Annotated in this window: 27 protein-coding genes and 1 tRNA gene; 13 read left to right on the forward strand and 15 right to left on the reverse strand. The window is 69.9% G+C overall.

Features of this window, described 5'->3' with window-relative positions; genetic code table 11:
* Positions 1 to 4 precede the first annotated feature (4 nt).
* Positions 5 to 1,108, forward strand: coding sequence for an RNA polymerase sigma factor RpoD (rpoD, locus tag AB0L53_RS05645; protein WP_214638280.1), 1,104 nt, complete (start codon positions 5 to 7; stop codon positions 1,106 to 1,108).
* Between the two features lie 258 nt (positions 1,109 to 1,366).
* Here rpoD and AB0L53_RS05650 read toward each other — a convergent pair whose 3' ends face one another.
* From AB0L53_RS05650 to AB0L53_RS05660, 3 genes are all read right to left on the reverse strand, one after another.
* A complete protein-coding gene (locus AB0L53_RS05650) occupies positions 1,367 to 1,822 on the reverse strand; it encodes a protein-tyrosine phosphatase family protein (protein ID WP_363991929.1) in 456 nt (151 codons plus the stop codon).
* A gap of 195 nt (positions 1,823 to 2,017) precedes the next feature.
* The gene (locus tag AB0L53_RS05655) at positions 2,018 to 2,608 is read right to left on the reverse strand and encodes a CGNR zinc finger domain-containing protein (RefSeq protein WP_363990789.1); all 591 of its coding nucleotides are present in this window, start codon (positions 2,606 to 2,608) and stop codon (positions 2,018 to 2,020) included.
* Between the two features lie 105 nt (positions 2,609 to 2,713).
* Complete coding sequence (locus AB0L53_RS05660; protein WP_363990792.1) at positions 2,714 to 3,778, reverse strand: serine hydrolase domain-containing protein; 1,065 nt, start codon at positions 3,776 to 3,778, stop codon at positions 2,714 to 2,716.
* A 463-nt stretch (positions 3,779 to 4,241) separates the two neighbouring features.
* Between AB0L53_RS05660 and AB0L53_RS05665 the strand changes: the two genes are divergently transcribed.
* A complete protein-coding gene (locus AB0L53_RS05665) occupies positions 4,242 to 4,826 on the forward strand; it encodes a sigma-70 family RNA polymerase sigma factor (RefSeq protein WP_363990795.1) in 585 nt (194 codons plus the stop codon).
* Positions 4,819 to 5,523: a hypothetical protein gene (locus tag AB0L53_RS05670; protein WP_363990798.1), complete on the forward strand. Its 705-nt coding sequence runs from the start codon at positions 4,819 to 4,821 to the stop codon at positions 5,521 to 5,523. The genes AB0L53_RS05665 and AB0L53_RS05670 overlap by 8 nt, the downstream gene beginning before the upstream one ends.
* A 145-nt stretch (positions 5,524 to 5,668) precedes the next feature.
* Here the strand turns inward: AB0L53_RS05670 and AB0L53_RS05675 are convergent, their stop codons facing one another.
* From AB0L53_RS05675 to AB0L53_RS05705, 7 genes are all read right to left on the reverse strand, one after another.
* On the reverse strand, positions 5,669 to 6,478 hold the full coding sequence (locus AB0L53_RS05675; protein ID WP_363990801.1) for a transporter substrate-binding domain-containing protein: 810 nt from the start codon (positions 6,476 to 6,478) through the stop codon (positions 5,669 to 5,671).
* Positions 6,475 to 7,857, reverse strand: coding sequence for a hypothetical protein (locus tag AB0L53_RS05680; RefSeq protein ID WP_363990804.1), 1,383 nt, complete (start codon positions 7,855 to 7,857; stop codon positions 6,475 to 6,477). Before AB0L53_RS05680 ends, AB0L53_RS05675 begins: the two co-directional genes overlap by 4 nt.
* 82 nt (positions 7,858 to 7,939) lie before the next feature.
* Complete coding sequence (locus AB0L53_RS05685) at positions 7,940 to 8,587, reverse strand: FHA domain-containing protein (RefSeq protein ID WP_363990807.1); 648 nt, start codon at positions 8,585 to 8,587, stop codon at positions 7,940 to 7,942.
* Positions 8,587 to 9,879, reverse strand: coding sequence for a VWA domain-containing protein (locus AB0L53_RS05690; RefSeq protein ID WP_363990810.1), 1,293 nt, complete (start codon positions 9,877 to 9,879; stop codon positions 8,587 to 8,589). The genes AB0L53_RS05685 and AB0L53_RS05690 overlap by 1 nt, the downstream gene beginning before the upstream one ends.
* Complete coding sequence (locus AB0L53_RS05695) at positions 9,872 to 10,918, reverse strand: protein phosphatase 2C domain-containing protein (protein ID WP_363990813.1); 1,047 nt, start codon at positions 10,916 to 10,918, stop codon at positions 9,872 to 9,874. Before AB0L53_RS05695 ends, AB0L53_RS05690 begins: the two co-directional genes overlap by 8 nt.
* Positions 10,918 to 13,062, reverse strand: coding sequence for a tetratricopeptide repeat protein (locus AB0L53_RS05700; protein WP_363990816.1), 2,145 nt, complete (start codon positions 13,060 to 13,062; stop codon positions 10,918 to 10,920). The genes AB0L53_RS05695 and AB0L53_RS05700 overlap by 1 nt, the downstream gene beginning before the upstream one ends.
* Positions 13,059 to 14,228, reverse strand: coding sequence for a hypothetical protein (locus tag AB0L53_RS05705; protein ID WP_363990819.1), 1,170 nt, complete (start codon positions 14,226 to 14,228; stop codon positions 13,059 to 13,061). Before AB0L53_RS05705 ends, AB0L53_RS05700 begins: the two co-directional genes overlap by 4 nt.
* Positions 14,229 to 14,403: 175 nt before the next feature.
* Between AB0L53_RS05705 and AB0L53_RS05710 the strand changes: the two genes are divergently transcribed.
* Genes AB0L53_RS05710 through AB0L53_RS05720 form a run of 3 tightly spaced genes read left to right on the forward strand, consistent with a single transcriptional unit; the run spans position 14,404 to position 16,336 of the window.
* Positions 14,404 to 14,559, forward strand: a complete 156-nt coding sequence (locus tag AB0L53_RS05710; RefSeq protein WP_357947682.1) for a hypothetical protein — start codon at positions 14,404 to 14,406, stop codon at positions 14,557 to 14,559.
* A gap of 32 nt (positions 14,560 to 14,591) precedes the next feature.
* The gene (locus AB0L53_RS05715; RefSeq protein ID WP_363990822.1) at positions 14,592 to 15,866 is read left to right on the forward strand and encodes a hypothetical protein; all 1,275 of its coding nucleotides are present in this window, start codon (positions 14,592 to 14,594) and stop codon (positions 15,864 to 15,866) included.
* Positions 15,863 to 16,336, forward strand: a complete 474-nt coding sequence (locus AB0L53_RS05720; RefSeq protein WP_363990825.1) for a hypothetical protein — start codon at positions 15,863 to 15,865, stop codon at positions 16,334 to 16,336. Before AB0L53_RS05715 ends, AB0L53_RS05720 begins: the two co-directional genes overlap by 4 nt.
* Positions 16,337 to 16,443: 107 nt before the next feature.
* On the opposite strand, the gene AB0L53_RS05725 is transcribed toward AB0L53_RS05720, so the two are convergent.
* The gene (locus tag AB0L53_RS05725) at positions 16,444 to 16,767 is read right to left on the reverse strand and encodes a YtxH domain-containing protein (protein ID WP_363990828.1); all 324 of its coding nucleotides are present in this window, start codon (positions 16,765 to 16,767) and stop codon (positions 16,444 to 16,446) included.
* 126 nt (positions 16,768 to 16,893) lie between these two features.
* Here AB0L53_RS05725 and AB0L53_RS05730 point away from each other — a divergent pair.
* Both AB0L53_RS05730 and AB0L53_RS05735 read left to right on the forward strand, forming a co-directional pair.
* Positions 16,894 to 16,965 (forward strand) — tRNA-Asn (locus tag AB0L53_RS05730).
* A gap of 270 nt (positions 16,966 to 17,235) precedes the next feature.
* Positions 17,236 to 17,871, forward strand: coding sequence for a hypothetical protein (locus tag AB0L53_RS05735; protein ID WP_363990831.1), 636 nt, complete (start codon positions 17,236 to 17,238; stop codon positions 17,869 to 17,871).
* A gap of 180 nt (positions 17,872 to 18,051) precedes the next feature.
* Here the strand turns inward: AB0L53_RS05735 and AB0L53_RS05740 are convergent, their stop codons facing one another.
* Entirely contained in the window at positions 18,052 to 18,237 is a 186-nt protein-coding gene (locus AB0L53_RS05740; RefSeq protein WP_363990834.1) for a hypothetical protein, read from the reverse strand.
* An 84-nt stretch (positions 18,238 to 18,321) separates the two neighbouring features.
* On the opposite strand from AB0L53_RS05740, the gene AB0L53_RS05745 reads away from it, so the two are divergent.
* From AB0L53_RS05745 to AB0L53_RS05760, 4 genes are all read left to right on the forward strand, one after another.
* Positions 18,322 to 19,473 (forward strand): sensor histidine kinase, encoded by a 1,152-nt coding sequence (locus AB0L53_RS05745; RefSeq protein WP_363990837.1) that lies wholly within the window; start codon positions 18,322 to 18,324, stop codon positions 19,471 to 19,473.
* Entirely contained in the window at positions 19,458 to 20,084 is a 627-nt protein-coding gene (locus tag AB0L53_RS05750; protein ID WP_363990840.1) for a response regulator transcription factor, read from the forward strand. Before AB0L53_RS05745 ends, AB0L53_RS05750 begins: the two co-directional genes overlap by 16 nt.
* A gap of 192 nt (positions 20,085 to 20,276) precedes the next feature.
* A complete protein-coding gene (locus AB0L53_RS05755; protein ID WP_363990843.1) occupies positions 20,277 to 21,416 on the forward strand; it encodes a nitric oxide synthase oxygenase in 1,140 nt (379 codons plus the stop codon).
* A gap of 132 nt (positions 21,417 to 21,548) precedes the next feature.
* Positions 21,549 to 22,322 (forward strand): enoyl-CoA hydratase-related protein, encoded by a 774-nt coding sequence (locus AB0L53_RS05760; protein WP_363990846.1) that lies wholly within the window; start codon positions 21,549 to 21,551, stop codon positions 22,320 to 22,322.
* Positions 22,323 to 22,533: 211 nt separating this feature from the next.
* Here the strand turns inward: AB0L53_RS05760 and galK are convergent, their stop codons facing one another.
* A complete protein-coding gene (galK, locus tag AB0L53_RS05765) occupies positions 22,534 to 23,646 on the reverse strand; it encodes a galactokinase (protein ID WP_363990849.1) in 1,113 nt (370 codons plus the stop codon).
* Between the two features lie 43 nt (positions 23,647 to 23,689).
* Between galK and AB0L53_RS05770 the strand changes: the two genes are divergently transcribed.
* Positions 23,690 to 24,559, forward strand: coding sequence for a 1-aminocyclopropane-1-carboxylate deaminase/D-cysteine desulfhydrase (locus AB0L53_RS05770; RefSeq protein WP_363990851.1), 870 nt, complete (start codon positions 23,690 to 23,692; stop codon positions 24,557 to 24,559).
* Here the strand turns inward: AB0L53_RS05770 and AB0L53_RS05775 are convergent.
* The gene (locus tag AB0L53_RS05775) at positions 24,484 to 24,705 is read right to left on the reverse strand and encodes a DUF6766 family protein (RefSeq protein WP_363990854.1); all 222 of its coding nucleotides are present in this window, start codon (positions 24,703 to 24,705) and stop codon (positions 24,484 to 24,486) included. The two genes, AB0L53_RS05770 and AB0L53_RS05775, sit on opposite strands and share 76 nt — an antisense overlap.
* Positions 24,706 to 24,742: 37 nt before the next feature.
* Positions 24,743 to 25,288: a hypothetical protein gene (locus AB0L53_RS05780; protein ID WP_363990857.1), complete on the reverse strand. Its 546-nt coding sequence runs from the start codon at positions 25,286 to 25,288 to the stop codon at positions 24,743 to 24,745.
* Between the last annotated feature and the right edge of the window lie 60 nt (positions 25,289 to 25,348).

The raw sequence follows: 25,348 nt of genomic DNA on the forward strand, positions 1-25,348 counted from the left end.
TCAAGTGGCGGACCTCGTCGCGAAGGGAAGGGAGCGCGGAAGCGTAACCGTCGATGACGTCGCAGCCGCGCTTGACCGCTCAGAGTTGCCGTCCGACGCGTTGGAACGCGTCGTGCGGATGCTCGCGGAGAACGGCGTGGAGGTTCTCGAACCCCAGGGAGAGGAAGAGACCACCCGCGCCGACGAGGAAGACGTAGGCAAGCGGGCGCCGACCAGCGATCTAGTCCGTATCTACCTGCGGGAGATCGGCCGGGTGCCGCTGCTGACAGCCGAAGAGGAGGTGGAGCTCGCCAAGTCGATCGAAGCCGGTCTGTTCGCCGAGGACAAGCTGGCCAGCGGAGTATCACGGCTGGCCTTTCCCGAGTTCAGGGAGCTCGTCTGGCAGGGCACTCGGGCGAAACAGCGCCTCATCGAGGCGAATCTCAGGCTCGTCGTCTCGATCGCCAAACGTTATGTGGGCCGTGGAATGCTCTTCCTCGATCTCATCCAGGAAGGCAACCTCGGGCTCATCCGCGCGGTGGAGAAGTTCGACTACACCAAGGGATACAAGTTCTCCACTTACGCCACCTGGTGGATCCGGCAGGCGATCACCCGTGCGATAGCCGACCAGGCGCGCACCATTCGCATTCCGGTACACATGGTGGAGACGATCAACAAGCTCGTCAGAGTGCAGCGGCAGCTCCACCAGGACCTCGGCCGTGAGCCCGCGCCCGAGGAGATCGCCAAGGAGATGGATCTCCCGGTCGATCGCGTGGTGGAGATCCAGCGCATCGCCCAGGAGCCGGTGTCACTGCAGTCGCCGATCGGTGAGGAAGACTCCGACCTCGGCGACTTCATCGAGGACGCCGACGCGGTCGTGCCCATGGAGGCGGCGGCCTTCATCATGCTGCAGGACCAGCTCGACGACATCCTGGCGACGCTGTCGGACCGTGAGCAGCGCATCATCCAGCTCCGCTTCGGCCTGGCCGACGGGCATCCGCGCACGCTGGAGGAGGTGGGCAGGGAATTCGGCGTCACCCGGGAGCGCATCCGGCAGATCGAGTCGAAGACGCTGGCCAAGCTCCGTCACCCGACCCGGGCGCAGATGCTGCGTGACTATCTGGATTGAGCTGTTCAACCGATCGAGCTGGTGACCTGCCGATTCGGTAGGTCACCAGCTCGCTTTTCACGCCCGCTCGACATCGTCGGGAGCGTCCACTCGCCCTTCTGAGATCCCGGTATCAATGCGGAAATTCCCACCAACATGCCGCCGGACTGCGATAACGCCTCTCGCAGCTGATGGCGCACCTGCTGACCGGCGAAGCTCAGGGTGATGTCTCAGGATCAGGACCCTGGTCGCGCGGATAAGAGGGTCCCGGGGGCGACGTCAGGCGGCGCGAGGGGACGGTGGGAAGCGTAGTACCCAGCGGCGTTGCCACGGGGTCTCGATGGCCCGATGGTGGTGGTGCTCGCGCGTCCAGGCGACAGCTTCGGCCGGGTCGAGGCCGGCCAGGACGGCGAGGCAGGCGACGACCGTGCCGGTGCGCCCGACGCCGCCCCCGCAGGCGACCTCCACCGCGGCACCCGCCCGCGCCCGCTCATGCAGCGCGCGGATTTGCCGCACGGCCAGATCGTGGTCGCGAGGCAGCAGGAAGTCGGGCCACTGGATCCACGCGTGGGGCCACCGCAGCTCGCTCTCGTGGCGACGGCGGAGCCGGTCGGAGCCGAGGTACAGGCCGAAGTCGGGCACCGGCCCCTCCGGCAGCGGATGGCGCAGGCCGCGGCCGCGGATCCAAGAGCCGTCCGGGAGCTGGAGGGCGGCTGTGAGCGGTGGCTCGCTCAGTGGCCCACCGACCGGGCCGACGAGCGGTGGCTCGCTCAGTGGCCCACCGACCGGGCCGACGAGCGGTGGCTCGCTCAGTGGCCCACCGACCGGGCCGACGAGCGGTGGCTCGCTTGGTGACTCACCGACCGGGCCAGCTGCTGTGCTGTCCCTAGGGTCTTGCATGGAGTTCTCCTTATGCCGTCAGAGTGTCTCTCACCCGGCAGCGCTGCCCAGCCGGTGCCGTGCGCGGTGATTGGCGACGTTGAGCCGGTTGCCGCACAAGTCAGGCATGCAGTAAATGCGGCGCCCCCCACGGCTGGTGTCGACGAACACACCGCGGCAGCCCGGCGCGACGCAGGCGCGGAACCGGCCGTGGCCCAGGGCGCGGACGGCCCCGAGCAGCCCGACACCGATGAGCGCGGCCAACTCCTCGGCCGGCGAGGCACCTGGTGCGGTCGGGACGTGCCACTGCCACCGCCCGCCGGCATCGCGGTCCAGCACCGGGCTGAGACCGGCCCGCCTGGCCAGCACGGCAGCGCCGGCGACGGCCTGGTCCTCCGTCTCGGTCTCCACGACGCCACGCGCCTCCCGGCGCAGCAGGTGAACCTCGCGGACGTCGTCATCGGTCGGCGGTCGCCCATCCGCCAGGGCGTCGAGTCGAAGCCCGTGCCCCGTGAGGAACCGCGTCAACGCTTCAGGGGTCGGCAGAGCCTCCCCGGCCGTGGTCTGCACGGTGGGTGAGGTATTGGCCAGGTCGCCGGCCACAGCCGCCCCCAGGGCATAGTCGGTGATGGAGATCCGCATGCCTCACCCTCTTCCTAGTAACCGATAAAATTGGACTATAACCCTTACACCGTGGCGGGGGTGGCGGAATTGCTTGGTCGTGGTTGGCCGGTCTTGAAGAGGTCCTCAGCCCGCGCCCCCGCAGAACACCTTGACGGCGATGCCCATGACCTCTTGCGTGGACGGGTTTCGGGTAGAGGGGTTGAACGACATGGTCAGCGACTTGCCCGAGTCGGAGCGAAACGCGAACGTCAGGTATCCGATCAGCTCGCCGCTATGACCCCACACCGTGCCGCATGGCAGCGTGTACGCCTGCAGGCCGAGCCCATAGGCGAATCCGGCCTTCGTGTCGACGGTCGTACGCATGGCCCGCAGCGACTCGGCGCTGGTCAGTTTGCCGCCCAGCAGGGCGGACATGAACCGCTCCAGGTCCGCCATGGTCGAGATCATCTCGCCCGCCGCCCAGTCGAGTGAGGGGTTCATCCGCGTCGCATCCACGAGGTTGGGCAGCGGCTCGTACCCCTTGGCGTGCGGCGATGGCACTCCCGCCCGGTCGCCCGGCACCACCGTGTGGCGCAGTCCCAGCGGCCGCAGGATGCGGCGCCTGACCTCCTCGCCGTAGGTCCTTCCGGTCAGCTTCTCCACCAGCAGCCCGAGTAGCACGTAGTTGGTGTTGGAGTAGTGCCACTTCCCGTCATCGGGCAGTTTCTTGGCGAAAGCCACCTTCAGCAGCTCTCGCGGCTGGTAGGAGCGGAACCGCGCGTCGCCGCGCCACCGGTTGGTCGAGTATCCCGGCTCGCTCATGTAGTCGGACAAATGGCTGGTGTGGTTGAGGAGTTGACGGACGGTGATGCGTTCTCCGCCCGGTACCAGCCCCGGCAAGTACTGATCAATGGGATCGTCGAGCCGCAGCTCGCCCTCGTCCACGAGCTGGAGCACCACGGTCGCGACGAACGTCTTGGTGACGCTGCCGATCCGGAAGTACCCGCTGGGCGAGGGCTGCCCGCCGCGCTTGATGTCGCGCATCCCTACGGCGCCGGACCAGGTCCGGTCGCGGTCGGAGACCCGTGCCAAAGCGGCAGTGGCCCCCTTGCCATCCACGATCTTCTCCAGCTCGGAACGTATCCCGGCGCCCTGACCACCCGTCGCGACGGTTACCGCCACCAGCACGTTCATCATCGTCTGCATCATGGGGCCCAACGCTATGGAAGGCCGACCCGCGGCAGAATGAGGTGCTCCGCCTACTTCTCCTGCGGAAAACCACAGCAAGAGGTTGCCGGCCAAACGCGGTGAGCGCATCCGTGACAGGGTCGGCACGGACAGATCACCTGCTGCCCTAACGCTTGCCGTCCGGCGCGGGACAGGTGCCACCCGCTCGCCCGGCTCCTGCCGCCGAGCCCCCTTCTGATCGGCGAAGCCGCCGTTCAGCGTGCACGGATACTTGACCGGCTTCGCCGGCTCCGGCACCTCGAACACGATCATTCCCTTGCGGGAGTCGCCCTCGGTGAACGACCGCCCCCCTGCACGTTGTAGATCGTGGACCCTTGCTGAGCGCACCAGACGGTCCTACGGCGTCCCGTGAACACTTGACGCGGTCGTGGCAAGACATGGACGACATCGGAGAAGGGGTCTTCATGACGAAACATGATCATTTATGGTGACGGACACGTCGCAGCTGGTGGACGCCGACATCATCACGAGTTCTCTCGATGACCCGGAGAAATTCGCCACGCTGTTCGACCGCTACGCCGCGATGCTCTATCGGTACATCTCCTTCAGGCTCGGTTCCGAGCTCACCGAGGATCTGGTCGGAGAGACGTTCCTGATCGCATTTCGCCGGCGTGGGTCATATGACGTCTCCTACCTCGATGCCCGGCCCTGGCTGCTCGGCATCGCCACCAAGCTCATCATCCGGCACCGCCGGGCCGAGGTCAGCCGCTACCGGGCCCTGCGACGGCAAGCGCCCGTCCAGGCCGTGGACGGGCCAGAGGAGGCGATCACCCGTGTGCTCGCCGCCCAGGGGTCGCGGCCCGTCCTGCTGCAGGCGCTCTCGCGACTGCCGCGAGGCGACCGGGACGTGCTGCTCCTGATCGCCTGGAGCGACATGACCTACCAGGAGACGGCCCGGGCGCTCAACATCCCGGTCGGCACGGTCAAATCACGGCTCAACCGAGCCCGCCGCATGGTGCGCGAAGCCATGGGCGGCATCAACCCGTTGAAGGAGCACACCAATGGATGAACTGACCACTCTCATCAAAGAGCTGGAACACGAGCCGCCCCCGTCGTTGGCCCGGCAACGACTCCGGCTGCTGGAATCGGCCACGCCGCGAAAGAGGCGCTGGACGTCATCTGTTCTGTCCGGCCGAGCACAGCGGGGGCATGCTCGGATGCCGGGACTCTCGGCACTGGGCGGACGACGGCTCGCACTGGGCGGCGTCCTGGCAGGGGCGGCCATCGCGGCGAGCGTGATCGTACCCGTAGCGATCGGATCAGAAGTGCCCGCATACGCGCTGACGAAGAACCCCGACGGGTCGATCACCCTCCAGATCAACGAGTTCCGTGATCCCGAGCGGGTCGAGAGCGACCTGGCCGATCTGGGCGTAACCGCCGACATCACCTACCTGCCCTTAGGCAAGGGGTGTGGAGGCGATCGCGCACCCTTCCTCGCGGGTGAAGGCGAACCCTCCACGGGCAAGGAGGATCTCCGCGAACGAATCGAGCGCAGCGCCTCCTACCGCGCGATCCGCCCGAGGCGTGGAATCACCATCTATCCCCGCTACATCAAGCCCGGACAGATCGCGATGATCGAGGTCGCCCAGACCCCGGTGCAGCCGACCTCGGCCAGAGGAGTCGTCTGGACGTTCACCGGACGGCTGACGACTGGGCCGATCGAACCCTGCAAGATCGTCGACTTCCCAACGCCGCCCGGCAACTGATCCCGTCCGTCGCGCCACCTCGGATGATGCGCATCGACCGGCACCGACCGGCACCAACCGGCATCGACCGGCACCAACCGGCGCGGTGTAGCCCGGCGGGCTCGGGGTGCTCCCCGGGCCCGCCGTGCTCATGAACGGCGGTCGGTCAGGAACAGCCCTCGAACTGCGGGACCGCGATGGTGCTGAGGTTCAGACCGGCCTTGCCGAACCATTTATGGAGCAGTTTTGAGGCCGTTCCGTCCTGGTACATCGTGGTGATGGCCCGGTTGACCGCCTCGCACCCCGCGACGTCGCCCTTGTGCATGCCGACCCCGGTCCGCTGCTCGTTGAACTGGGCGTTGACCAGGCGCAGCCCGCTGCCGTCCTGGACGGCCAGACCGGCCAGGATGACGTCGTTGGTGGTGATCGCGTCCAACCGGCGGTCCTTGAGTGCCGCCAGGCAGGCCGCGTAGTCGTCCACCGGCACCACCTCCGCGGCCACCTTGCGCTCCTCCAGGACCCGCTGCGTCGCGTTCGAGCCCTTCACCTGGCAGATCTTGCGGCCCTTGAGGTCACGGACGTTCTTGATCGACGGCTCGTCCGGCCGTACCAGGATGTCCTGGTAGGAGATGTGGTACGGCCCGGCGAACAGGACCTTCGCCTTGCGGTCCTGGCTGATCGTGTACGTCGCCAGCACGAGGTCGGCCTTGCCGTCGAGCAGGACCTTCTCCCGGTCGGATGCCAGCACCGGGATGAAGGTGAAGTCCTTGCCGAGCTTCTGGGCGATGTAGCGGGCCACGTCCACGTCGAAGCCCTCGAAGCTGCCGTCGGACTTGCGCACGCCGACCGACGGCAGGTCGGGACGGACCCCGATGACGATCGTGTCCTTGTCCATGATCGACTCCTGGCCGCCCATGCCGCACGCCCCGGCCAGCAGCGCGGTCAGGACCAGCACCGCCGGTAGCAGCCGCTTCATCGGTACTCCTTGAGCCGTGGCCACACCCCGGCGATGACCAGCAGGCCGAGGCCGCCGATCGCGAACGGGAGCAGCCGCCACAGGTTGTCGAGCGCGCTCTCGCCGGCGTCCGTGGCCCGCTTGAACACCGTCTCATGCTGCTCGGCGAGCTTCAGCAGCGCCTGGTCGTAGGCGTCGAAGGACTCGCGCACCGTCCCCAGCCTGGCCGACACGGCCTGGCTGGCCTGGCCGCTGGCCGCCAGCGCGCGGAACTTGGCGTCGGCGTCCTGGAAGCGCGTGTACGCCTCGAGCGCCCGCTCGCCGTCGCTCCCGCCGAGCTCGGTGCCCAGCAGGCCGAGGAAGTGCTTGGCGCCCTGCGCCACCTTGGCCTGGTAGGTGTCGAGGTTCCCGGCCTCCAGGTAGATCACCGACTGGGACTTGTCGAGGAAGGTGTGCTCGTAGGTGTCGGCCCGCCCCTTGTCGAGCAGGAACCGGCTCTGGTCGCCGTGCAGGCTGTTGCTGATCGCGCGGGCCCTGGCCAGGGTGAGCACCGAGTCGAAGCCGTCGGCTTTGGCGGTGCGCAGCTCTTGCGTGTCCCGGCCGAGCACGTTCACCCCGGCGAGCAGCGCGACGACGGTCACGACGGTCGCGGCCAGCAGCGCCGGCCCGAACACCCGGCGGAAGCGCCGAGCCAGGAAGATCTGCAGCCAGATCAGGCAGGCCAGGGCCAGCAGCCCGGCCACGATCACCGCGAACCGTACGATCGGCACCATGACGCTCTTCTCGTCGTAGGTGCTCCGCACGATCGTGCCGCTCTCCAGCGTCAGGTTGTACGCCTGGGGTAGCAGGACCAGCCGCATCAGGTCGGTGGCCTGCCGATACACCTCGACCACCTTCTGCGGCGGCGGCCCGGCCGCGTGGCCGGACTGGGTGTCGAGCAGCAGGGCCTGCCCGGCCAGCCGCTCGTAGCGGCCGAGGCCGTCGAGCACGGACTGGACGGTCTGCCGCTCGGCGGGATTGTCGCCGGACAGCTCGAACGCCTTCAGCAGCGCCTGGTTGGCCTCGGAGCGCCGCCGCTCGTACTGGGCGATGGCGGCCTGGCGCTGCGGGGCGTACTCCTTGCCCATCAGCAGCGCGTCGGCGACCTGCGCGTCCATGTCGCTCAGCCCGAGATACAGGCCGGCGGTGGCGACGACCTGCGGGCCCGCGTCGCGGCCGATCACCGTCAGCCCGTCGCGCGCGCTCACGCTCCCGGCCGCCAGCGCGGCGAAGAGCAGCGCCAGGGAGGCCACGGTGATGCCGGAGATGACCCGGATCCTCCCCGGCACACTCCGGCGCGCCGGAGCCCCCGGCGGGGCCAGCCCGACCTGGCCGGCCGGCCTGGCCTGGACGATGGTCATGGTCCTCCCTCGCGGGTCGTGACAGCCCTCTCGCTGGTCATGACGGCGGTCATGACGGCGGTCATGACGGTCCCCTCGCCGGTCATGGCGTGCCTTCGCGGATCGTGATGACGGTCCAGGCGCCGACGTGGATGCGGTCGCCCGCGCCCACCCGGACCGGCACGTTGACCGCGACCGGCCTGCCGTTGACCTGGGTGCCGTTGGAGGAGCCCGGGTCGACGAGCGTCCAGGAGCCGTCGTGCCCGGCGAGCAGCACGGCGTGCAGATGGGACACGCCGGGGTCCTCGGGCGGCCCGGTCAGGTCGATCTCCGGCCGCAGGTCGCGGCCCCGGCTGCGGCGGCCGATGCGCACCTGCTCGCCGGACAGAGCGAAGGACCGTTCGGGGCAGTACGGCGGGAAGGCGACGGCGTCGGCATCGGGGCCGCCCTCGGCGATCACCTTCTCGTAGTAGGCGCGGTCGGCGGCGGTGACCGCCTCCCAGCGCGCTCCGGCCACCGGCGGCGCCATGGTGGGCGCGGCACCCGAGTAATCGTGGCCGCACACCTCGCAGAACTGCCCGGCACGCGGCGTCTGGCAGACGGGGCAGCTCTCCACCGCGGCGTCGGCGCCGACGGGCGCGGCCGGTGCGGCGGACGACGTGACCGGTGGCGGGGAGGCGGCCAGCTGGAGGCCGCAGACGTCGCAGTATTCGTCGTCGCCCGACGTGTGGCCCTGGGGGCAGGTCGCCATCAGCTGCCCTCCCCGTTCTTGCGCAGCTTGCTGGTACGCACCGAGCCGGTGTCGAGCTCGATCGCGTCGGCCTTGTCGACGTTCTTGCGCAGCCGGGCGGTTCCGGAGGCCGGATCCACCTCGACGACCTTGTCGAGCAGGCGGGCCGTGTCCTCGCGTCCCGAGTCGGCGGCGAGCTGTTTGGCCTTGGCCAGGCGGGCCGTCGCCTTCTCGACGTCGCCGGCCGCGCGGGCGCTCAGCCCGTCCTGGATCAGCTCGTGCAGCTCGGCCTGGCCGGTGTAGTGGGCGACCTTGCCGTTGATCCGGGTGGACTGGGCCAGGTCGTCGGTCCACTGGGCGAGCACGTTGCCGCTGGCGAAGACCTCCTGGGTGTCGGGACGGAGCAGTTTCACCCAGCCCGCGCGGATCTCGCTGCCGATCTGGCCGGGCGGCACCTCGACGCACAGGTGGTACTCGCGGTCCTCGGTGCCCCACGAGCCGGTCGGGTAGTCGCCGGTCAGTGGGTTGACGTCGGTGCGCTTGCCGGTCAGGTCGAGCAGCGTGGGGGAGACCTGCTTGACCCACTTGAGCGTCGCCGTCTGCGGCACCCACACCCGCATCACCAGCTCGGCCACGGTCTTGCTCATCGAGGTCTGGGTGAGCGTGCGGAAGAAGTCGGCCAGGTCGCCCTGGTTCCGGACGAAGTCAAAGGTACCCAGCAGCGCCTCGGCGATCTTGCGCAGCTCGGCGGGCACCCAGTCGTCGCCGACGCCGAGGCTGTCGCAGACGAACGCGCCCTCGCAGCGGGCCAGCGCGTCGGCGAACACGTTGGCGCGCTCGTTGTTCTGGCCGTCGGTCATCAGGATGGCGTGCCTGATCGCGTTCGGGTGGGCCGACAGCATCTGGGCCGCCAGCTGCAGCCACTGGCCGATCGAGGTGCCGCCGCCGGCGGAGAGCTTGCCGATGGCCCGCTGCGCCTCGGCCCGGGTGGCCGCACTGGCCCTGACCAGCTGGGGGCCGTTCGGGTAGACGACACGGGCCCGGTCGGTCCCGGCGATGACCGCGAAGTGCACGCCGTCGCGCAGGGTCTGCACGGCCGTCGCGGCGGCCGCCCGGGCCTCCCTGATCTTGCCGCCGCTCATCGACCCGGACGTGTCGATGATGATCACTTCCGCGGCCTCGGCCGGGGTGGCGGACTGGGTGGTCACCGTGCCGGTGGAGTTGATCGTGAGGATGGCGTGCACCTCGCGCCCGTCGATCGGGAGGTACTTGTTCTGGTCGATGTGCAGGGTGAAAGTGGGCTGGTCACCCATGTGCGTCTCCTAGAGGGATCAGGACGATGGTCACGTTGTCTTGCCCGCCGGAGTCGAGCGCGTGTCGCAGCATCGCGCGGGCCATGTCCAGAGGGCTGCCGGTGGAAGGGAAGGTGTAGCCGTCGAGGTAGCGCCACAGGCCGTCGCTGCACACGAGCAGCAGGCCCGGGGTCTCCGGCTCCAGTACGCGGACGTGCGGGCGCACGTCGCCGTAGTCGGCGCCGAGCCAGGCGGTGATCTCACCCGTAGGCGCGGCGTCGTCCTCGGTCAACTGGGTACCGACGACCTGACCGGTCACGGCGGACCGGATGGCGGCCGCCGGAAGAACCCCGACCGGCCGGGTGTCGACGCGCGCCTCAGCCTCGACCGGCCAGGCATCGGTGGGAAGGCCGGTATCGGCCTGCCGGGTGTCGGTGGAAGGGTCGGTCGCGACCGGTTGGGTGTCGGCGGACGGGTTGGTTCTGGTCGGCCGGGGGCCGGTGGACAGCCAGTACGCGCGGGAGTCCCCCGCCCAGGCGAGCGTGATCCGGCCGCCCTCGACCACAGCCGAGACGTAGGTGCAGGCAGGGGCGTCGTCCACCGAGGTGGCCAGCCTGCCCACCGCCCGGCTGGCCAGCCCGAACGCCTCCTCGGTGGAGACGCCCCTGGCCAGGGCGGCGCAGGCCGTCTCCACCGCGGCCGCCGACGCCTCGTCCGCGCGCGGCGAGCTGCCCACGCCGTCGCAGACGACGACCACGGTCCGCGTGCCCGTGGACACCAGTGCCATGGCGTCCTCGTTGCGGCTGCGGCGCAGGCCCTTGTCGGTCACGCCCGCCGTACCGACGTCGAGTTCGAGCTCCGCGTGGTCGCGGCTGGTGGGCTGGCGCACGCCGCACCGCTCGCAGTAGCCCTCCGCGTCAACGGCGGGGGCGCCGCAGGACGTACAGGCAGGTGCTCCGAGTGGATGCCCGCACGCCTCGCAGAAGGAGTCGCCGGCGAACACAGGGGTTTCGCAGACCGGACACCGGACGTCCGCCTTCGAAGCGGCGGTGTCGTCCATCACACCCACGTCCGGGGCCGGACGGCGTTGGCCTGGTCGACGAGGGCCTGGCGCTCCTGGCGGGAGCTCGCGGCCACGGCCAGGCGGCGGAAGATGCCCTCCAGCCGCTTGCGTATGCCGGGTTCGGTGAACTCGGCGCCCGCCAGCTTCAGGCCGCCCGGTGGTTTGCCGGCGTCGAGCCAGGTCAGCGCGCTCTCCAGGAGTTCGGCGGTGAGCAGTTCGCGGCGGCGCGGGTCGAGGTCGGTGAGGTCGTCGAGGCGGTCGGCCGCGGCCGAGAGCTCGTTCGGCTTCCCTGGATCGGCCGCCCCGGCCGCTCTGGCCACCGCGGCCACGACCGCGAGCTGCGCGGCCACCCGGTGGCTGGACGTGGTCGGCACCTCGTCGAGCACCGCGATCCGGCCCGCCCTGGCCAGCCCGAACGCGGCGCTCACGTAGGAGCGGTCGGTCCGCCACACGCTCTCGTACCAGCGGACCGGGTCGCCGTTCATGCACTCCAGCGCGAACGCCAGCCCCAGCTTGGGCGCGCACTCGCCGGGCAGCAGCGAGAAGCACTCGTCGAAGATCGGCGCCGCCCGGTCGGCCTGACCCGAGGCCAGCAGGTGGACCGCCCGGTACCAGGTCACCCGCCAGTCGCCGGGCAGCGTCCGCCCCGCCTCGTCCAGCGCGGAGAGCGCCTGGTCCGAGCCCTGCTCGGCGAGCAGCCGGGCCTTGGTCAGCAGCGTCTCGGGCGTCCGGGCCATCCCCTCGACCTGGCTGACCAGCACGTCGGGATCGCGGCCGACGAGGCCCGCCAGCGCGCCCGCCGCCGGGTCGGCGGGGTCGGCCAGCGGCACCGGCAGCGCGGCCGCCGCCTCCAGCGGGTCGAGCCCGGCGAACACCCGCCTGCGGTCGGCGGCCAGCGCTGCCCCCGCCGCGAGCCGCTCGGGCCCGAACAGCGCGGACTGCGCCGGGTACGGCACCCCCTCCGCCAGCGCGCTGATCTCGCGCAGCACGCCGACGAGCTGTTCCTCCATCTCCTCCGCGCTCTGGAACCTGGCGGCGGGGTCGGGGGCGGTCGCCCGGCGCAGCAACCGCGCGAACGACTCGTTGCCGCAGTCCGCCGGCAGCGGGTTCTCCACCCCGCCCTTGGCCGGGCTGAACGACGGGATGGTCAGCACCGCCAGCGTCCTGGCCACCGTGTACAGGTCGGAGGCGACGGACGAGGGCTGGGTCTCCAGCTCGGGCGCGTGGTAGCCGACCGTGGCCCAGGAGGTGCCCGGCGGCGAGCCGACGCGCTGGACCGCGCCCAGGTCGATGAGCTTGAGCCGATTGCCGACCCTGATCACGTTGGCCGGCTTGAGGTCGCAGTAGACCAGGTCGTGCTGGTGCAGGTAGCCGAACGCGCGCAGGATCTCCCGTCCGTACATGAGCGTCTCGCGCAGCGGGAGCGGTCCCTGGCGGCGCAGCTCGTGCAGCGACTGGCCGCCGACGTACTCCATGACGATGTAGCCGAGGCCGCTGGAACGCTGGAAGTTGATGATCTTGACGATGTTCGGGTGGTCGACCGTGGTGAGGAACTTCCGCTCGGCCTCCGCCGCCGCCAGCGCCTCGGCGTCGGCGGTGTTCAGCAGGCCCTTGAGCACCACCCAGCGGCCGTCGAGGTTCTCGTCGGCGGCCAGGTAGATCCAGCCGAGGCCGCCGTGCGCCAGGCAGCCCAGCACCCGGTACTGCATGGCCACCAGGTCGTCCTTGGCCAGCTTGGGGGTGAAGGAGAACGAGGTACGGCAGTGCGGGCAGAAGCCGTCGGGCAGCCCGGCGCGCCCCTGCCTGGAGCGGCCGACCGGCTCGCCGCACGCCGGGTTGGCGCAGAACCGCTTCTCCTCGGGCACCATGGGATTGGCCATGATCGCGGTGGCCGGGTCCCGGTAGGGCACCGACGGCAGGTCGGCGAGCTCGCCCAGCACGCCCGGCCGCGACCGGCCGCTGCTCAGCGGGCCGGTCATCTGCCTGCTCACCGGCCGGGTGTCAGGGGAGTCCGAGGGGCTCGACGCCGTCGCCGGGGTCGAGGCCGCGGCGGGCGCGGCGGACGCCGCCGCGTGGCCGCACAGGTCGCAGTAGCCATCTTCGATCGTGCCCGTACAGCCTGGCTGGGCGCATCGGGTCATCGGCCACCTCCGTGGATCGCACGCTGATACAGGTCGACGGCTTGTGCCGCCTTCGTCAGATCGCAGGGAGCGCTCCACAGCAGCAGCCGCGCCCGCTCGTACAGCTCAGTCGCGTCCGGGTCCTCCGCCAGGCCCTTGCGCACCGCCATCGCCTGGCACGCGCCGAGCCGCCCGCGTAGCTCGTCACGCCTGCCGAGCAGCCCCATCAGCGCCGTCGCCGTGGCCTGTGCCTGCTGGGCGGCCTGCTGGGCGCCCTGCTCCAGGGCCGTCAGCCGCCCGGCCCGGTCGAGCCAGCTGCCGGGCGCGGCGTCGAGCGCGTCCAGCTCGCCGGCCAGCGCGTCCACCTTGCTCCGCGGCTGTGCCTGCGGCGGCAGGGCTATCTTCACCACGACCCTGCCGTGGGCCACCCTGGCCTCGCTCTCGGCCGCGCGTACCCGGTCCAGCGCGGCCACCAGCTCCTCGCGCCGCCTGCCGTACTCCTGGCTGACCTGCAGCGCGCGTTCCAGGTCCGCGCGGGTGCCCGCCAGGAGGCGGGTGACGCGCTCCAGCTCGTGGTCCGGCGGCGCCGAGCCGAGCGGATCTTCGAGTACGGCGGTCCGCATCCGCCGCAGATCGGTCTCTGTCTGGGTCAGGTCAAGGGTCTCGCCGAGTTGCCGCTGCAGGTCGCCGACCGCGCGCAGCTCGGCGTCGGCGGCGTCGAGGCGGGGCAACGCCGCGGACCAGACCGTGTCGATCTCCGTCAGTACGTCCGTGGCCTGCTGGAAGGCCGCGTCCATCCGGGCGACGGTTTCGTCCAGGGTGAGCCGCTCGTCCGCCTGGGGGAGGAGGGACCGTTCTTCGACGGGCTTGGCGGCGGCCTTCAGCACCACCGAGCGGCCCGACAGCAGCTCGGTCAGGGTGGCGAGCTGCTCCGCGCCGAGGCGGCCGCGGGCGCCCTTGACCTGCTCGGCCGCGCGTAACACCCCCCGATAGGTGTCGTAAAGCGCCCACAGCGCGGCGATGGCGCCCTGCGCGGTGGCCCAGCGGGTCTGGGTCGGGCCGCGCAAGGAGGCGCCCTTGAGTAACTGGTAGGTGGTGTGGGCTTCAAGATCGAGCAGGTCGCCGGAGATGCGGTCGCGCTCGTCGGCTCGGGCGCGCAGTGCGTACTCCGCACCCTCCCTGCTCATGGGTGGTCCCAGACTCATCACGCTCCCCGTGATACGGGCCCCCGAGCCCCGTTGTCTACCGGCTTAACGGCAAAACCGACCGGTTGGTTCCGAGGGTAGGGGAGACCCTGACTTGTCCCTGATTCAACCCTGCCTCACCTGCAATCCGCTTGAACGATCTCGTAACGTCAGAGACATGGGACGCATACTTCTCGCAATCCTGGCGATCATCGCCGTGTTCATCCTCATCGGCCCCCTCGTGGGCTTCGTCTTCACGCTGATCAAGTGGGGACTCATCATCGGAGCCGTGGCCTTCGGCATCATGCTCGTCTCCAAGTGGGCCCGGACGTAGCTTCCTTCCGAATAGCGGCGCATAGTGGGTTGATGGAGGCGCGGCCCGCGGTCGACGACGCCGCGCTCGGGCGCGAGGCACTGTCCGTGCTCGAGGCGAACTGGACGGGAACCTCCACCGTTCCCGCCCCAGGTCTCTACCCGCACCAGTGGAGCTGGGACTCGGCGTTCGTGGTGATCGGCCTGGCCAGGCACCGGCCTGACCGGGCTCGTGCCGAGCTGCTCAGTTTGCTGGCCGGGCAGTGGGCGACCGGCATGGTGCCGCACATCGTCTTCCACACCCCCGAGGCGTACTTCCCGGGCCCTTCGGTCTGGCGCTCGCAGGACCACGACGCCGCGCCGCGCGTGCTCACCTCGGGTCTCACCTCGCCGCCGCTGCACGCGCTGGCCCTGTGGTGGCTCTACCGGCACACCGGCGACGCCGACTTCGTCAGGCGGGCGTTTCCGGCACTGGCCGCCCAGCACGCCTACCTGGCCGCCGCGCGCGACCTGGGCGGCTCGGGGCTCGCCGCGATCGTGCACCCCTGGGAGTCGGGCATGGACGACAGCCCGGCCTGGGACCAGCCGCTCGCCGCGCTGCCCGAGATCAGGTACGGCTACCGCACCGTCGAACTCGAGCAGCGTTACCCCGACAGCGACCACGACCGCTACGTCTGGCTGGCGCTGCGCTACCGCAACGCCGGCTACCGCGCCGAATACCTGCGCGACGAGCACCCGTTCGCCATCGAGGACCCGATGTTCAACGGGATCTGGCTCGCCTCCTGCCAGGCCATGGCCGAGCTGGCGCCGCTGGCCCGCGCCGACCCGGTGCCCCACGCCGAGCAGGCCCAGCGCATCAGGACGGCACTCCTCGACCGCCTGTGGGACGGTTGCTTCTACGCCCGCGACCTAAGGACCGACCGGTTGATCCGGGTCTGCACGGTTGGCGGCTTCGGCCCGCTGCTCGACCCCGAGCTGCCCAGCGATCGCGTCCACGCGGCCATCGAGATACTCGAATCGGCCAGGTTCATGGGCGCCACGGGCTATCCGGTGCCCAGCTGCGAGATCCGCGCCGCCCAGTTCGACCGCACCCGCTACTGGCGCGGCCCGTCCTGGGTGAACACCAACTGGCTGCTGCGCCGGGCGGCCGACGTCCACGCGCTCGGCTCGCTCGGCCAGCAACTCGCCAACGGCACGCTCCGCCTGGTCAGGCAGGCGGGATTCCGCGAGTGCTTCGACCCGTTCGACGGCAGCGGCCGGGGGTGCCGGGACTTCTCCTGGAGTGCCGCGCTCACCCTCGACCTGCTCGCCGATAGCGTGAAGGAATGAGTTTCCTTCGCCGCCTGCCCGCCGACGTCCGCAAGGCCCTGGTCACCGAGCCGGGGGAGCGGGTGCTGACCTTCGCCGCCACCGGCGACGGGCACGTGGTGGCCACCAATCTGGCGCTGCACCTGCCCGGCGCGATCCGCGTGCCGTACGAGACGATCGACCGGGCCGCCTGGGACGAGGAGGGACTGAACATCCTCACCATGTCCGGCGAGCGGCACCGCGTGGAGCTGCCGGAGCCGCGGCTGCTGCCCGAGACGGTCCGGGAGCGGGTCAACGCCACCATCGTGGTGAACAAGCACGTGGACCTGCCCGGCCGTGGCGGGGTACGGCTGGTGGCCAGGCGCCCGCCCGGCGGTGAGGTGCTGGGGTGGACCCTCGTCTTCGACGACGGCCTCGACCCGGACGACCCGGGCGTGCGCGCACAGGCCGAACAGGCTCTTGAGGGTGTACGGCGCAGCATGGGGGTCTGAGAAGACTGGGGTGGTACGCGGGCGCCCCGGGCATGGGCGGTGGTTCGTCCTGCGCTCATGCCCGGGGCCCGGCGTTGCCCGCGTCTAGTTCCGCGTCAAGTTCCGCGTCAGTGCGGAATGCCGGTTTGGTCGGTCTTCTTCTGGCCGGCCTGCTCGACCTCTTCGCCGGGCCAGCCGGTGCCGGTGTCGTGGTGGTCGTGGCCGTTGAGGAACGGGATCCGATGCTGGAGCGTGTCCCCCACCTTCGACTTGGCCGCTCCGGCCGCCTTCGACAGCTGGGCGCCCATCACGCCCGCGGTCTCCTGGAACCTGGGGCTGTCGGCAACGCGTTGGGCGGCCCGTTTGATCTGCTCATAGCGTTCGCGGCCGGCCCGGCTGCCCAGGACATAGCCGACGGCGAGACCAATGGCGAATGTCATCCGATAACGCATATTGCACCTCCGCTGTCTCCGGGCCTACCCGAATGACGATGCGACACGCACTCCTCGAGTGCGCTAATCTATTCCTGCGCCCAGGGGAGCGGCCCGCAAGGCCCGCCGATCAGCGCGAACGTTCGATCCCGCGTAGCTCAACGGCAGAGCAGCCGGCTGTTAACCGGCAGGTTATAGGTTCGAGTCCTATCGCGGGAGCTTTGGTAGAACTGAGGTAGACGTAGCTCAGGCCCCTTCCTTGATCAAGGAAGGGGCCTGAGTCGTTCTAGGGGTCACCACGCCGCCGTCTCGGCGCGCGTCGCCCCGGTCGCCAAGGCTGGGCGACGCGCCTGACGCCGGACGGGAATTACGCGGCTTCCGACAGTGGCGGTGGCAGCCGCATATCCAGTACGGATCGACGAAACGGCCAGGTGGCATGTGCCCGGAGATAGGCTGATCTGATCCCGTCCGATCGGCCTTGGAGAGCACGTGGCGCACCCACTCGTCGTCGGCATCGCCGGCGGCTCCGCGTCAGGCAAAACCACGATCACCACCGGGTTACGTACCGCCCTTGAGCAATCCGGACGCACCGTGGACGTGCTCGCCAGCGACCTGTACATGCATCACGACGTCGATCGCGGCCCGGTCTTCGTCTCCCCCACGACCGGTGAGACGACCTTCGACTGCAACCGGCCCGAGTCGATCGACTGGCTCGCTTTCCTGCGCGACCTCGACACCCGGACCAGCGACGTAGAAGCGCCGGACGTGCTGCTTGTCGAAGGGCTCATGATCTTGCATATCGCGGCGGTGCGCGAACGGCTCCATCTGCGGCTCTTCGTCGAGCTCGACGCGGACGAGCGTGCGCTGCGTCGGCTACTGCGGGATATGAAGAAGCCGCGCGGACCGCGCGAGCCGGAGGTGATCGCCAATTACTACCGGGAGAGCGCTCGGATCGGGCACGCGCTGTATGTCGAGCCGTCCCGGCAGTACGCCGACATCATTGTGCGCGGTGACGCCCTGTTGGATCGGGTGCAACCGTTGTTGCTGGCGATGATCGATCGGCTGCTCGGGGAGCACGGTGCCCGCGAGCCCTCGACCCAGCAGCCGTCGCACCTACATCACTGAATGGTTACTTTTGCCGGCGAATGGTCGCGAGGTGACCCAGCAAGCGCATGTCGGCTTCCGACACGTGATCGGCGGGGCGCTCTACGGGGGCTGACCGGCAAGAGCCTGGTTCGAGTCCTGTCGCGGGAGCAACACCGAGCCCCCTTCCCGGATCGCCAGGAAGGGGGGTTTCGCGTTCCGCTAGACCGTGGAGCCCCTCTTGCCGGTCACCACTCCGTAGAGCGCCCAGCCGAGGCCGAGGAGGACGCCGCCGACCCCCGCGACCAGGCCGATGGAGCCGCTGCCGAGGAGGGCCAGAATGGCGATCAGCGCGGCGAAGACGAGCGACAGGGCGAGCATGACCGTGCGGTAGATGTGCTTGTTCATGACCATGACGATCACGGTTCCGGCGTCGCCGGGGTATCCACCGATCGGTGGACATCTGGCCATAAGAGGGTAAAACTGCAGATCATGGGGAGTCCCGTGGCGGCGCGGGCCGAGAACGCCTGGCTGCGTTCCTATCCGTTCTGGGACGCTTACTTCGCGGTGGTGCTCATCACCACCGTCATCGCGATGGTGGCGGACGGCAGCCCGCCCATCGCCGTCGGACTGGTGCTCCTGCTGGCCCTCTCCTATGTCCTGTTCGGCCGCAAAGCCGTCCGCGCGGACGCTATCCCCGTGCGCGAGAGCTGGTGGTACGCGGCGAGCATGCTCGTCTTGGTCACCGGAGCCGGGCTGCTGGACTCGGCGGCGGCGATCGCGCTGTCCGCGCTGGTGCCGATGGCGTTCATGTCGCTGCGGGTGGCGCACGCCGTGGTGCTGACGGCGGCGTTCTTCGCCGCGCCGATGATCAATGGACTGACGACGGCCGGGGCGGATCCGCTGATGATCCTCCTCGCCCTGGCAGTCGGACTGCCCGCGAGCGCGCTGCTCGGCACGTTCATCAGCCGGCTGTACCAGCAGAACCGCGAACGCGCCGAGCTGATCGAAGAGCTCGACCGCACCCGGGAGGAACTGGCGGAGGTCAGCAGGGAGGCCGGGGTCCTGGCGGAGCGCGAAAGGCTGGCGGGCGACATCCACGACACTCTGGCCCAGGGGTTCACCAGCATCATCATGCTCCTCCAGGCCGCTGAGACCGGTCAGGGGGCCGAGCGGCACGTGGCGCTGGCCGTACAGACGGCGAAGGAGAACCTGGCCGAGACGAGGGCGCTCATCGCGGCGCTCGCCCCGCCCGCGCTCGACGGCACGTCACTGGGCCAGGCGCTGCGCCGGCTGGGGGAGGGGTTCGAGGTGCCGGTGGAGGTGACCGTCAGTGGCGAGCCCGTCGCGCTGCCCGCCACGGCCGAGGCGGTGCTGGTGCGGGTCGCTCAGGAGGGGCTCGCCAACGTGCGCAAGCATGCGCGCGCCCGGTCCGCGCGGATGGTGCTGGACTACGGGGACTCGGCAGTGCGGTTGTCGGTGAGTGACGACGGTGACGGCTTTGCGCCGTCCACCACCCGCGATGGGTACGGTCTGCGGACCATGCGTATCCGGGTGGCCCGGCTCGGTGGGGCCGTCACCGTGGCGGCCTCCCCTGGAATGGGCACAACGGTCACGGTGGAGTTGCCATGCTCGCTGTGCTGATCGTCGACGACCACCCGATGGTCCGCGAGGGCCTGCGCGGGATGCTCGTCGCCGAACCGGACATCGAGGTGGTCGGCGAGGCCGGATCCGGTGAAGAGGCTCTCGCGGTCGCGCCACGGCTGCGGCCCGACGTGATCCTCATGGACCTGCGCATGCCGGGCTGCGACGGCGTGACCGCGATCCGGCGGCTGGGCGCGGGCTATCGGGTGATCGTGCTGACCACGTACGAGAACGACGCCGACATCGAGCGCGCCATGTCGGCCGGCGCCGCCGGATACCTGCTGAAGGATGTGTCACGAGCCGACCTGGCGGCCGCGGTACGGGCGGTGGCGGGCGGCGAGACCGTCCTGTCGCCGTCGGTGTCCGCCCGCCTGGCGATCTGGCACAAGGCCGGACCCGAAGGGCGGCGCCTGTCGGCGCGGGAGCGGCAGGTGCTGGAACTGGTCGCGGAGGGGCTGACCAATGGGGAGATCGGGCGGCGGCTGTTCATCGGGGAGGCCACGGTCAAGACGCATCTGCTGCGGGCGTACGGCAAGCTGGGCGTCTCCGACCGGACCTCGGCGGTGGTGGTGGCGATGCGGCTCGACCTGGTGCGGCGGCCCGGCGGATAGCGTCTTTCACGCTTTGTAGTCGTAAGGTCACGGGATTTTCGATTTGCCGGGACAAACGGCTGTGGACGGTGAAGGATGGCAGGAGCTGCGGGCACGTCGTGAGGCGGTGTGGAGAGGGCGCCGCCTGCCAGGAGGTGCCGCCGACCCGGAATCGGCGGGGCACTCCGTTGATGGAAAAGTGCTGGTTACTGCGTGCGTACCTGGATCAGGTCCCTACGTCCCTTCGATGCCATCGCCGTACAGACTCTCATCGAGCGAACGATCGACATCCGCGAGGCGGAGCGCTTCATCAGGCTCTTCCACGCCGAGAATCCCGGCGCGGGTGACGTGCACGCGCGTCTGCGTGAGGTCGCCAAGGAGATCGCCCGTCATGGGACTTATGCCCATACCTTCGAGGAGCTGCAGTTCGGTGCCAGGGTGGCCTGGCGCAACAGCAGCCGCTGCATCGGGCGGCTCTACTGGCGCTCGTTACGGGTACGCGACCGCAGGCAGGTGACCAGCGCCGAGGGCGTGGCCCTCGAGTGCGTGGCTCATCTGCGCGACGCGACGGGTGAGGGCAAGATCCGGCCGACGATCACTGTGTTCCCGCCGGACACGCCTGAGCGGCGCGGACCCCGGGTGCTGAACGAGCAGCTGATCCGGTACGCCGGGTATCGCATGCGCGACGGGTCGATCGTGGGGGATCCCCGCTACGTCGACTTCACCGAGAAGGTCAGGCGGCTCGGCTGGCGGGGCGGGAAGGGCGGCAGGTTCGATGTGCTGCCCCTGATCATCCAGCCGGGGCGCGGGCAGAGGCTGCTGTGCAATCTGCCGGGCGACGCGGTGCTGGAGGTGCCCCTCACGCATCCGGACCATTCGTGGTTCGCCGACCTGGGGCTGCGCTGGCATGCCGTGCCGGCCATTTCCGGCATGTGCCTGGAGATCGGCGGGCTCTGTTATCCGTGCGCGCCCTTCAACGGCTGGTACATGGGGGCGGAGATCGGCGCCCGCAACCTCGCCGACACCGACCGCTACGACCAGCTGCCCGTGGTCGCCGGGCGGCTCGGACTGAACACCGCCTCCGACCGATCGCTGTGGCGGGACCACGCGCTGGTCCAGCTGAACGTGGCCGTGTTGCACTCGTTCGAGCAGGCGGGGGTGACGATGACCGACCACCACACGGAGTCGAACCGGTTCCTCATGCACCTGGGACGGGAGGAGAAGGCGGGGCGGGTGTGCCCGGCCGACTGGTCGTGGATCGTGCCGCCCATCTCCGGCGGCGCAACACGCGTCTTCCACCGCTACTACGACAACCCCACGATGACCCCAGCCTTTGTCCACCACACCGGCTGAATGGAGGGTCGTCTTGTGTTCCACCTCCCCCCAACTACAGCAACCCCGCTCTGACCTCTGCTTTCGTTCACTTCGCCCGCTGGTCGGAGGGCTGCCTTGCCTTTCATGACTAGAATATGATTCTGTTGCCCTATGGCGGAACTCGTTCTCTCCTCGGCCGATCAAGGCGTGCTCACCCTGACCTTCAACCGTCCCGACCGGCTCAACGCCTGGACGGACGCGATGGGCCGGTGCTACTTCGACCTTCTCCAGGAGGCCGAGAAGGACCCGAACGTGCGGGCCATCGTGGTGACCGGCGCGGGCAAGGGATTCTGCTCGGGCGCCGACTTCCAGACGCTCAGCGCCATCCAGACCGGAGACTACGACGAGACGCCGGACCCGCGCCCCAACACCTTCCCCACGACCATCGCCAAGCCGATCATCGCCGCCGTCAACGGCGCCTGCGCGGGTCTGGGCGTGGTCCACGCGCTGGCCTGCGACCTGATCTTCACGGCCGAGGACGCCAAATGGACCACGGCCTTCCCGCGCCGCGGCCTGATCGCCGAATACGGCCTGTCGTGGATCCTGCCCCGCCTCATGGGCCAGCAGAGAGCCATGGACATCCTCCTGTCGGGCCGGGTCTTCACCGGCGCGGAGGCCTACGAGCTCGGCCTGGCCAACCGCTCGGTCCCGGGGGACGCGCTGCTCGCCTCAGCCCAGGAGTACGCCCTGGAGCTCGCCACCCACAGCTCCCCGGCCTCGATGGCCGTCATCAAGCGTCAGGTCTGGAACGACTGGAACATCACCCTGGACGAAGCGGCCAAGACGGCGACCCAGGAGATGCTCGCCTCCTTCAACCGCCCGGACTTCACCGAGGGCGTCGCGAGCTTCCTGGAGCGCCGCCCGCCGAACTTCCCGCCCCTGTAGTCAGCCGGAAATTCAGCCGGGTTCCCGAAGACCACCCAGATGGTGCCCGTGCGCACGTAGCGGTGGCCAGCCGGGGAACCGGAGGAGCGTTCCCCTGGATGGGCCCCGGCCCCGGTCGGCGGGTGGGGCCCACCGGGCCTGCCGTAACAAAGAATGTCGCTCTTAAGAGAAGTGCGGGCCTGTACAAAGAAACGCGCCCACAGCCACCCAGTCAGGACACACGCCGAGCACCTGGGGATGGGGTGGCGGGGAGGAATCGGGGGGGCTGCCAGCCGCGCTCGGCGTAAGCCGCGCTCACCGACTCCTTCACGGCCTCCAGGCGTTCGTCGGACACCAGCGCGATCGCCGAGCCGCCGAAGCCGCCCCCCGTCATGCGGGCGCCCCGGGCGCCGCCGCGCAGCGACGCCTCCACGGCCAGGTCCAGCTCCGGCGACGACACCTCGTACTGGTCGCGCAGCGACAGGTGGGAGGCGTTCAGCAGTGCCCCGATCTCCGTGATCGCCCCGGCCCTGAGCAGGCCGATGAGCGCCTCGACGCGGTGGTTCTCCGTGACGACGTGCATCGTGCGCTTGCGCTCGGCGCCCTGCAGCTGGTCGAGCGCCCCGGCCAGGTCCGTGACGTCGCGCAGCGCCGCGACCCCCAGCTTGCGGGCCGCCGACTCGCACTCCGCGCGGCGCTTGGCGTACTCGCCGCCCGCGTGCTCGTGGTGCACCTGCGTGTCGATGATGAGGATGGTGAGCCCGTGCGCGGCCAGGTCGAGCGGGATGTTGCGGGAGCCGAGCGAGCGGCAGTCGAGGAACAGCGCGTGGCCCTCGGCGCTCAGCGCGGACGCCGCTTGGTCCATGATGCCGCACGGCATGCCGACGAAGTCGTTCTCCGCCCGCTGACTGAGCAGGGCTAGCTCCATGGGCGTCATGCCCAGGTCGTACAGGTCGTTGAGGGCCGAGGCGATGGCCACCTCCAGCGCGGCGCTCGAACTGAGCCCGGCGCCCTGGGGCACGTCGCCGTCGATGGCGATGTCGGCACCGCGCACCCGGTCGCCCAGCATCGCCAGGACGCCGACCACGTAGCGGCTCCAGCCCTGTGACTCCTCGTGACTGGAGATCACCAGGGGGTCGCCGGACGACTGCAGGGACAGCAGCCGGATCGTGGCGTCCTCGCGCGGGCTGACGGCCGCCGTGACGCCCCACGGCACCGCGAAGGGCAGGACGAAGCCGTCGTTGTAGTCGGTGTGCTCGCCGATCAGGTTGACGCGGCCGGGCGCGTGCCAGACCGTCCGCGGGTCGGCGCCGAAGGCGGCCCGAAAAGCATCGACAACGCGCATAATCCAACACTCCTCAACAAAGGTCCGACCGTAGACTAGCGCCATGGAGGAGTTGGTGGATCCGGCGCTCGCCTCTGTCCGGGTCTTCCTGGTCCGCGACGACAACAAAGCGCGCAAGCTCAAGTACAACCTGGGCCATCCCCGCGTGCTCACGTTCGGTGGCGCCTACTCCGGTCACATCAGGGCCGTCGCGGCGGCCGGGCGCCGAGATGGGTTCGCGACGATCGGGGTGATCCGCGGTGAGGAGACGTTGCCGCTCAACCCGTCGCTGGCGTACGCCGTGTCCTGCGGCATGCGGCTCACCTATCTCGACCGGGGGACATACCGCCGCAAGCACACGCCCGAGGTGCAGGCCGTGCTGCGCGAGCAGTGGGGTGACGTGGCGATCCTGCCGGAGGGGGGCAGCAACGCGGCGGCCGTACGCGGGTGCGCCGAGCTGCCCGGCGAGATCGGCGGCGACTACGACGTGATCTGCTGCGCGGTCGGCACCGGCGGCACCCTGGCCGGGATCGCGGCCGGGTTGCCGGAGGGCCGGCGGGCGATCGGGTTCGCGGTGCTCAAGGGGGCCGGGTTCCTCGAGGATGAGGTGGCGCGCCTGCAGCGCGAGGCTTACGGGCGCGTGTGGCCGAACTGGTCGGTCAACCTGGACTACCACTTCGGGGGCTACGCCCGCTCGACCCCGGTTCTCGACGACTTCATCGCGAAATATCGGGTCGAGGGGGTGTATGTCGGCAAGATGCTCTACGGCGTCTTCGACCTGGTCCGGCAGGGCGCCTTCCAGCCAGGCACTCGCATTGTCGCGGTCGTCACCGGTGAGCCGTGGAGCCCGGCGACCGATCAGCCCTCGGCGCCGGTCCAGGAGTGCGGCGCGCCCACCGGTTTGGACTCCGGCGACCCGCGCTGCCGCAAGTAGATCGACAGCGCCACCATCGACAGCACGGCCGTGACCCGCCACCCGTCCTGGTAGTGGTGGAGGAAAAGCGTGTCGCCCGCCAGCCGTACCTGGGCGTCGTCGCCCCAGACCTGCGCCAGCGACAGCACGGCGAGCAGCATTCTCATGCGCCCCCCGCTACCCAGTTATGTGGCGGGCATGCTGTCAGCCGAGCTGATCGAGTATGGGGCTGACCAGCTGGTTCAGCTCGCGTACCAGCACCGCCAGGGCCCGCGCCGCGCTCTGCTCGACCTCGTCATGCGGGCCTTCGGGCTCCGGCGGCAGGTCGTCGAGCGGCACCGGCACCTCGACCAGCAGCGTCGCCCGCAGGAACGGGATCCTGGCCAGGTCCTGCTGCGTCGGCTCGACATACTGGCCGAACGTTTCCTGCCAGCCCAGCCAGCCGCGGTCGCGCCACCAGGCCCGTGAGCGGGTGAGCTCCTCGGGCAGCGGGGAGACCAGCCTGATCCGCGCGTTGAGCGTGCCGTCCCACGTGTTGCGGTGGCAGGTCGCCTCAAGGATGCGGCGGTCCCAGCGCACGTAGCCGGGGTTCAGCGACGGCGGCGTGGCCAGCCGCCAGGCCGCGCAGGCGAACCTGACCGGCGCGATGTCGCCCCACTCGAACTCTTCGAGGTTCTTGCGCACGTGTACGGCATAGCGCCCGTCACGATCCCTGTCGAACTCCTGGTCGATCCAGAACGCTTTAGCCATGGCCCCTACGCTACGGCGCGCCGAACCGGGATGGTCGGAAGGTCCCGAGATCGGGGAACG

The organism is Nonomuraea sp. NPDC052129 (genome assembly GCF_040680095.1).
Classification (GTDB): Bacteria; Actinomycetota; Actinomycetes; order Streptosporangiales; family Streptosporangiaceae; genus Nonomuraea.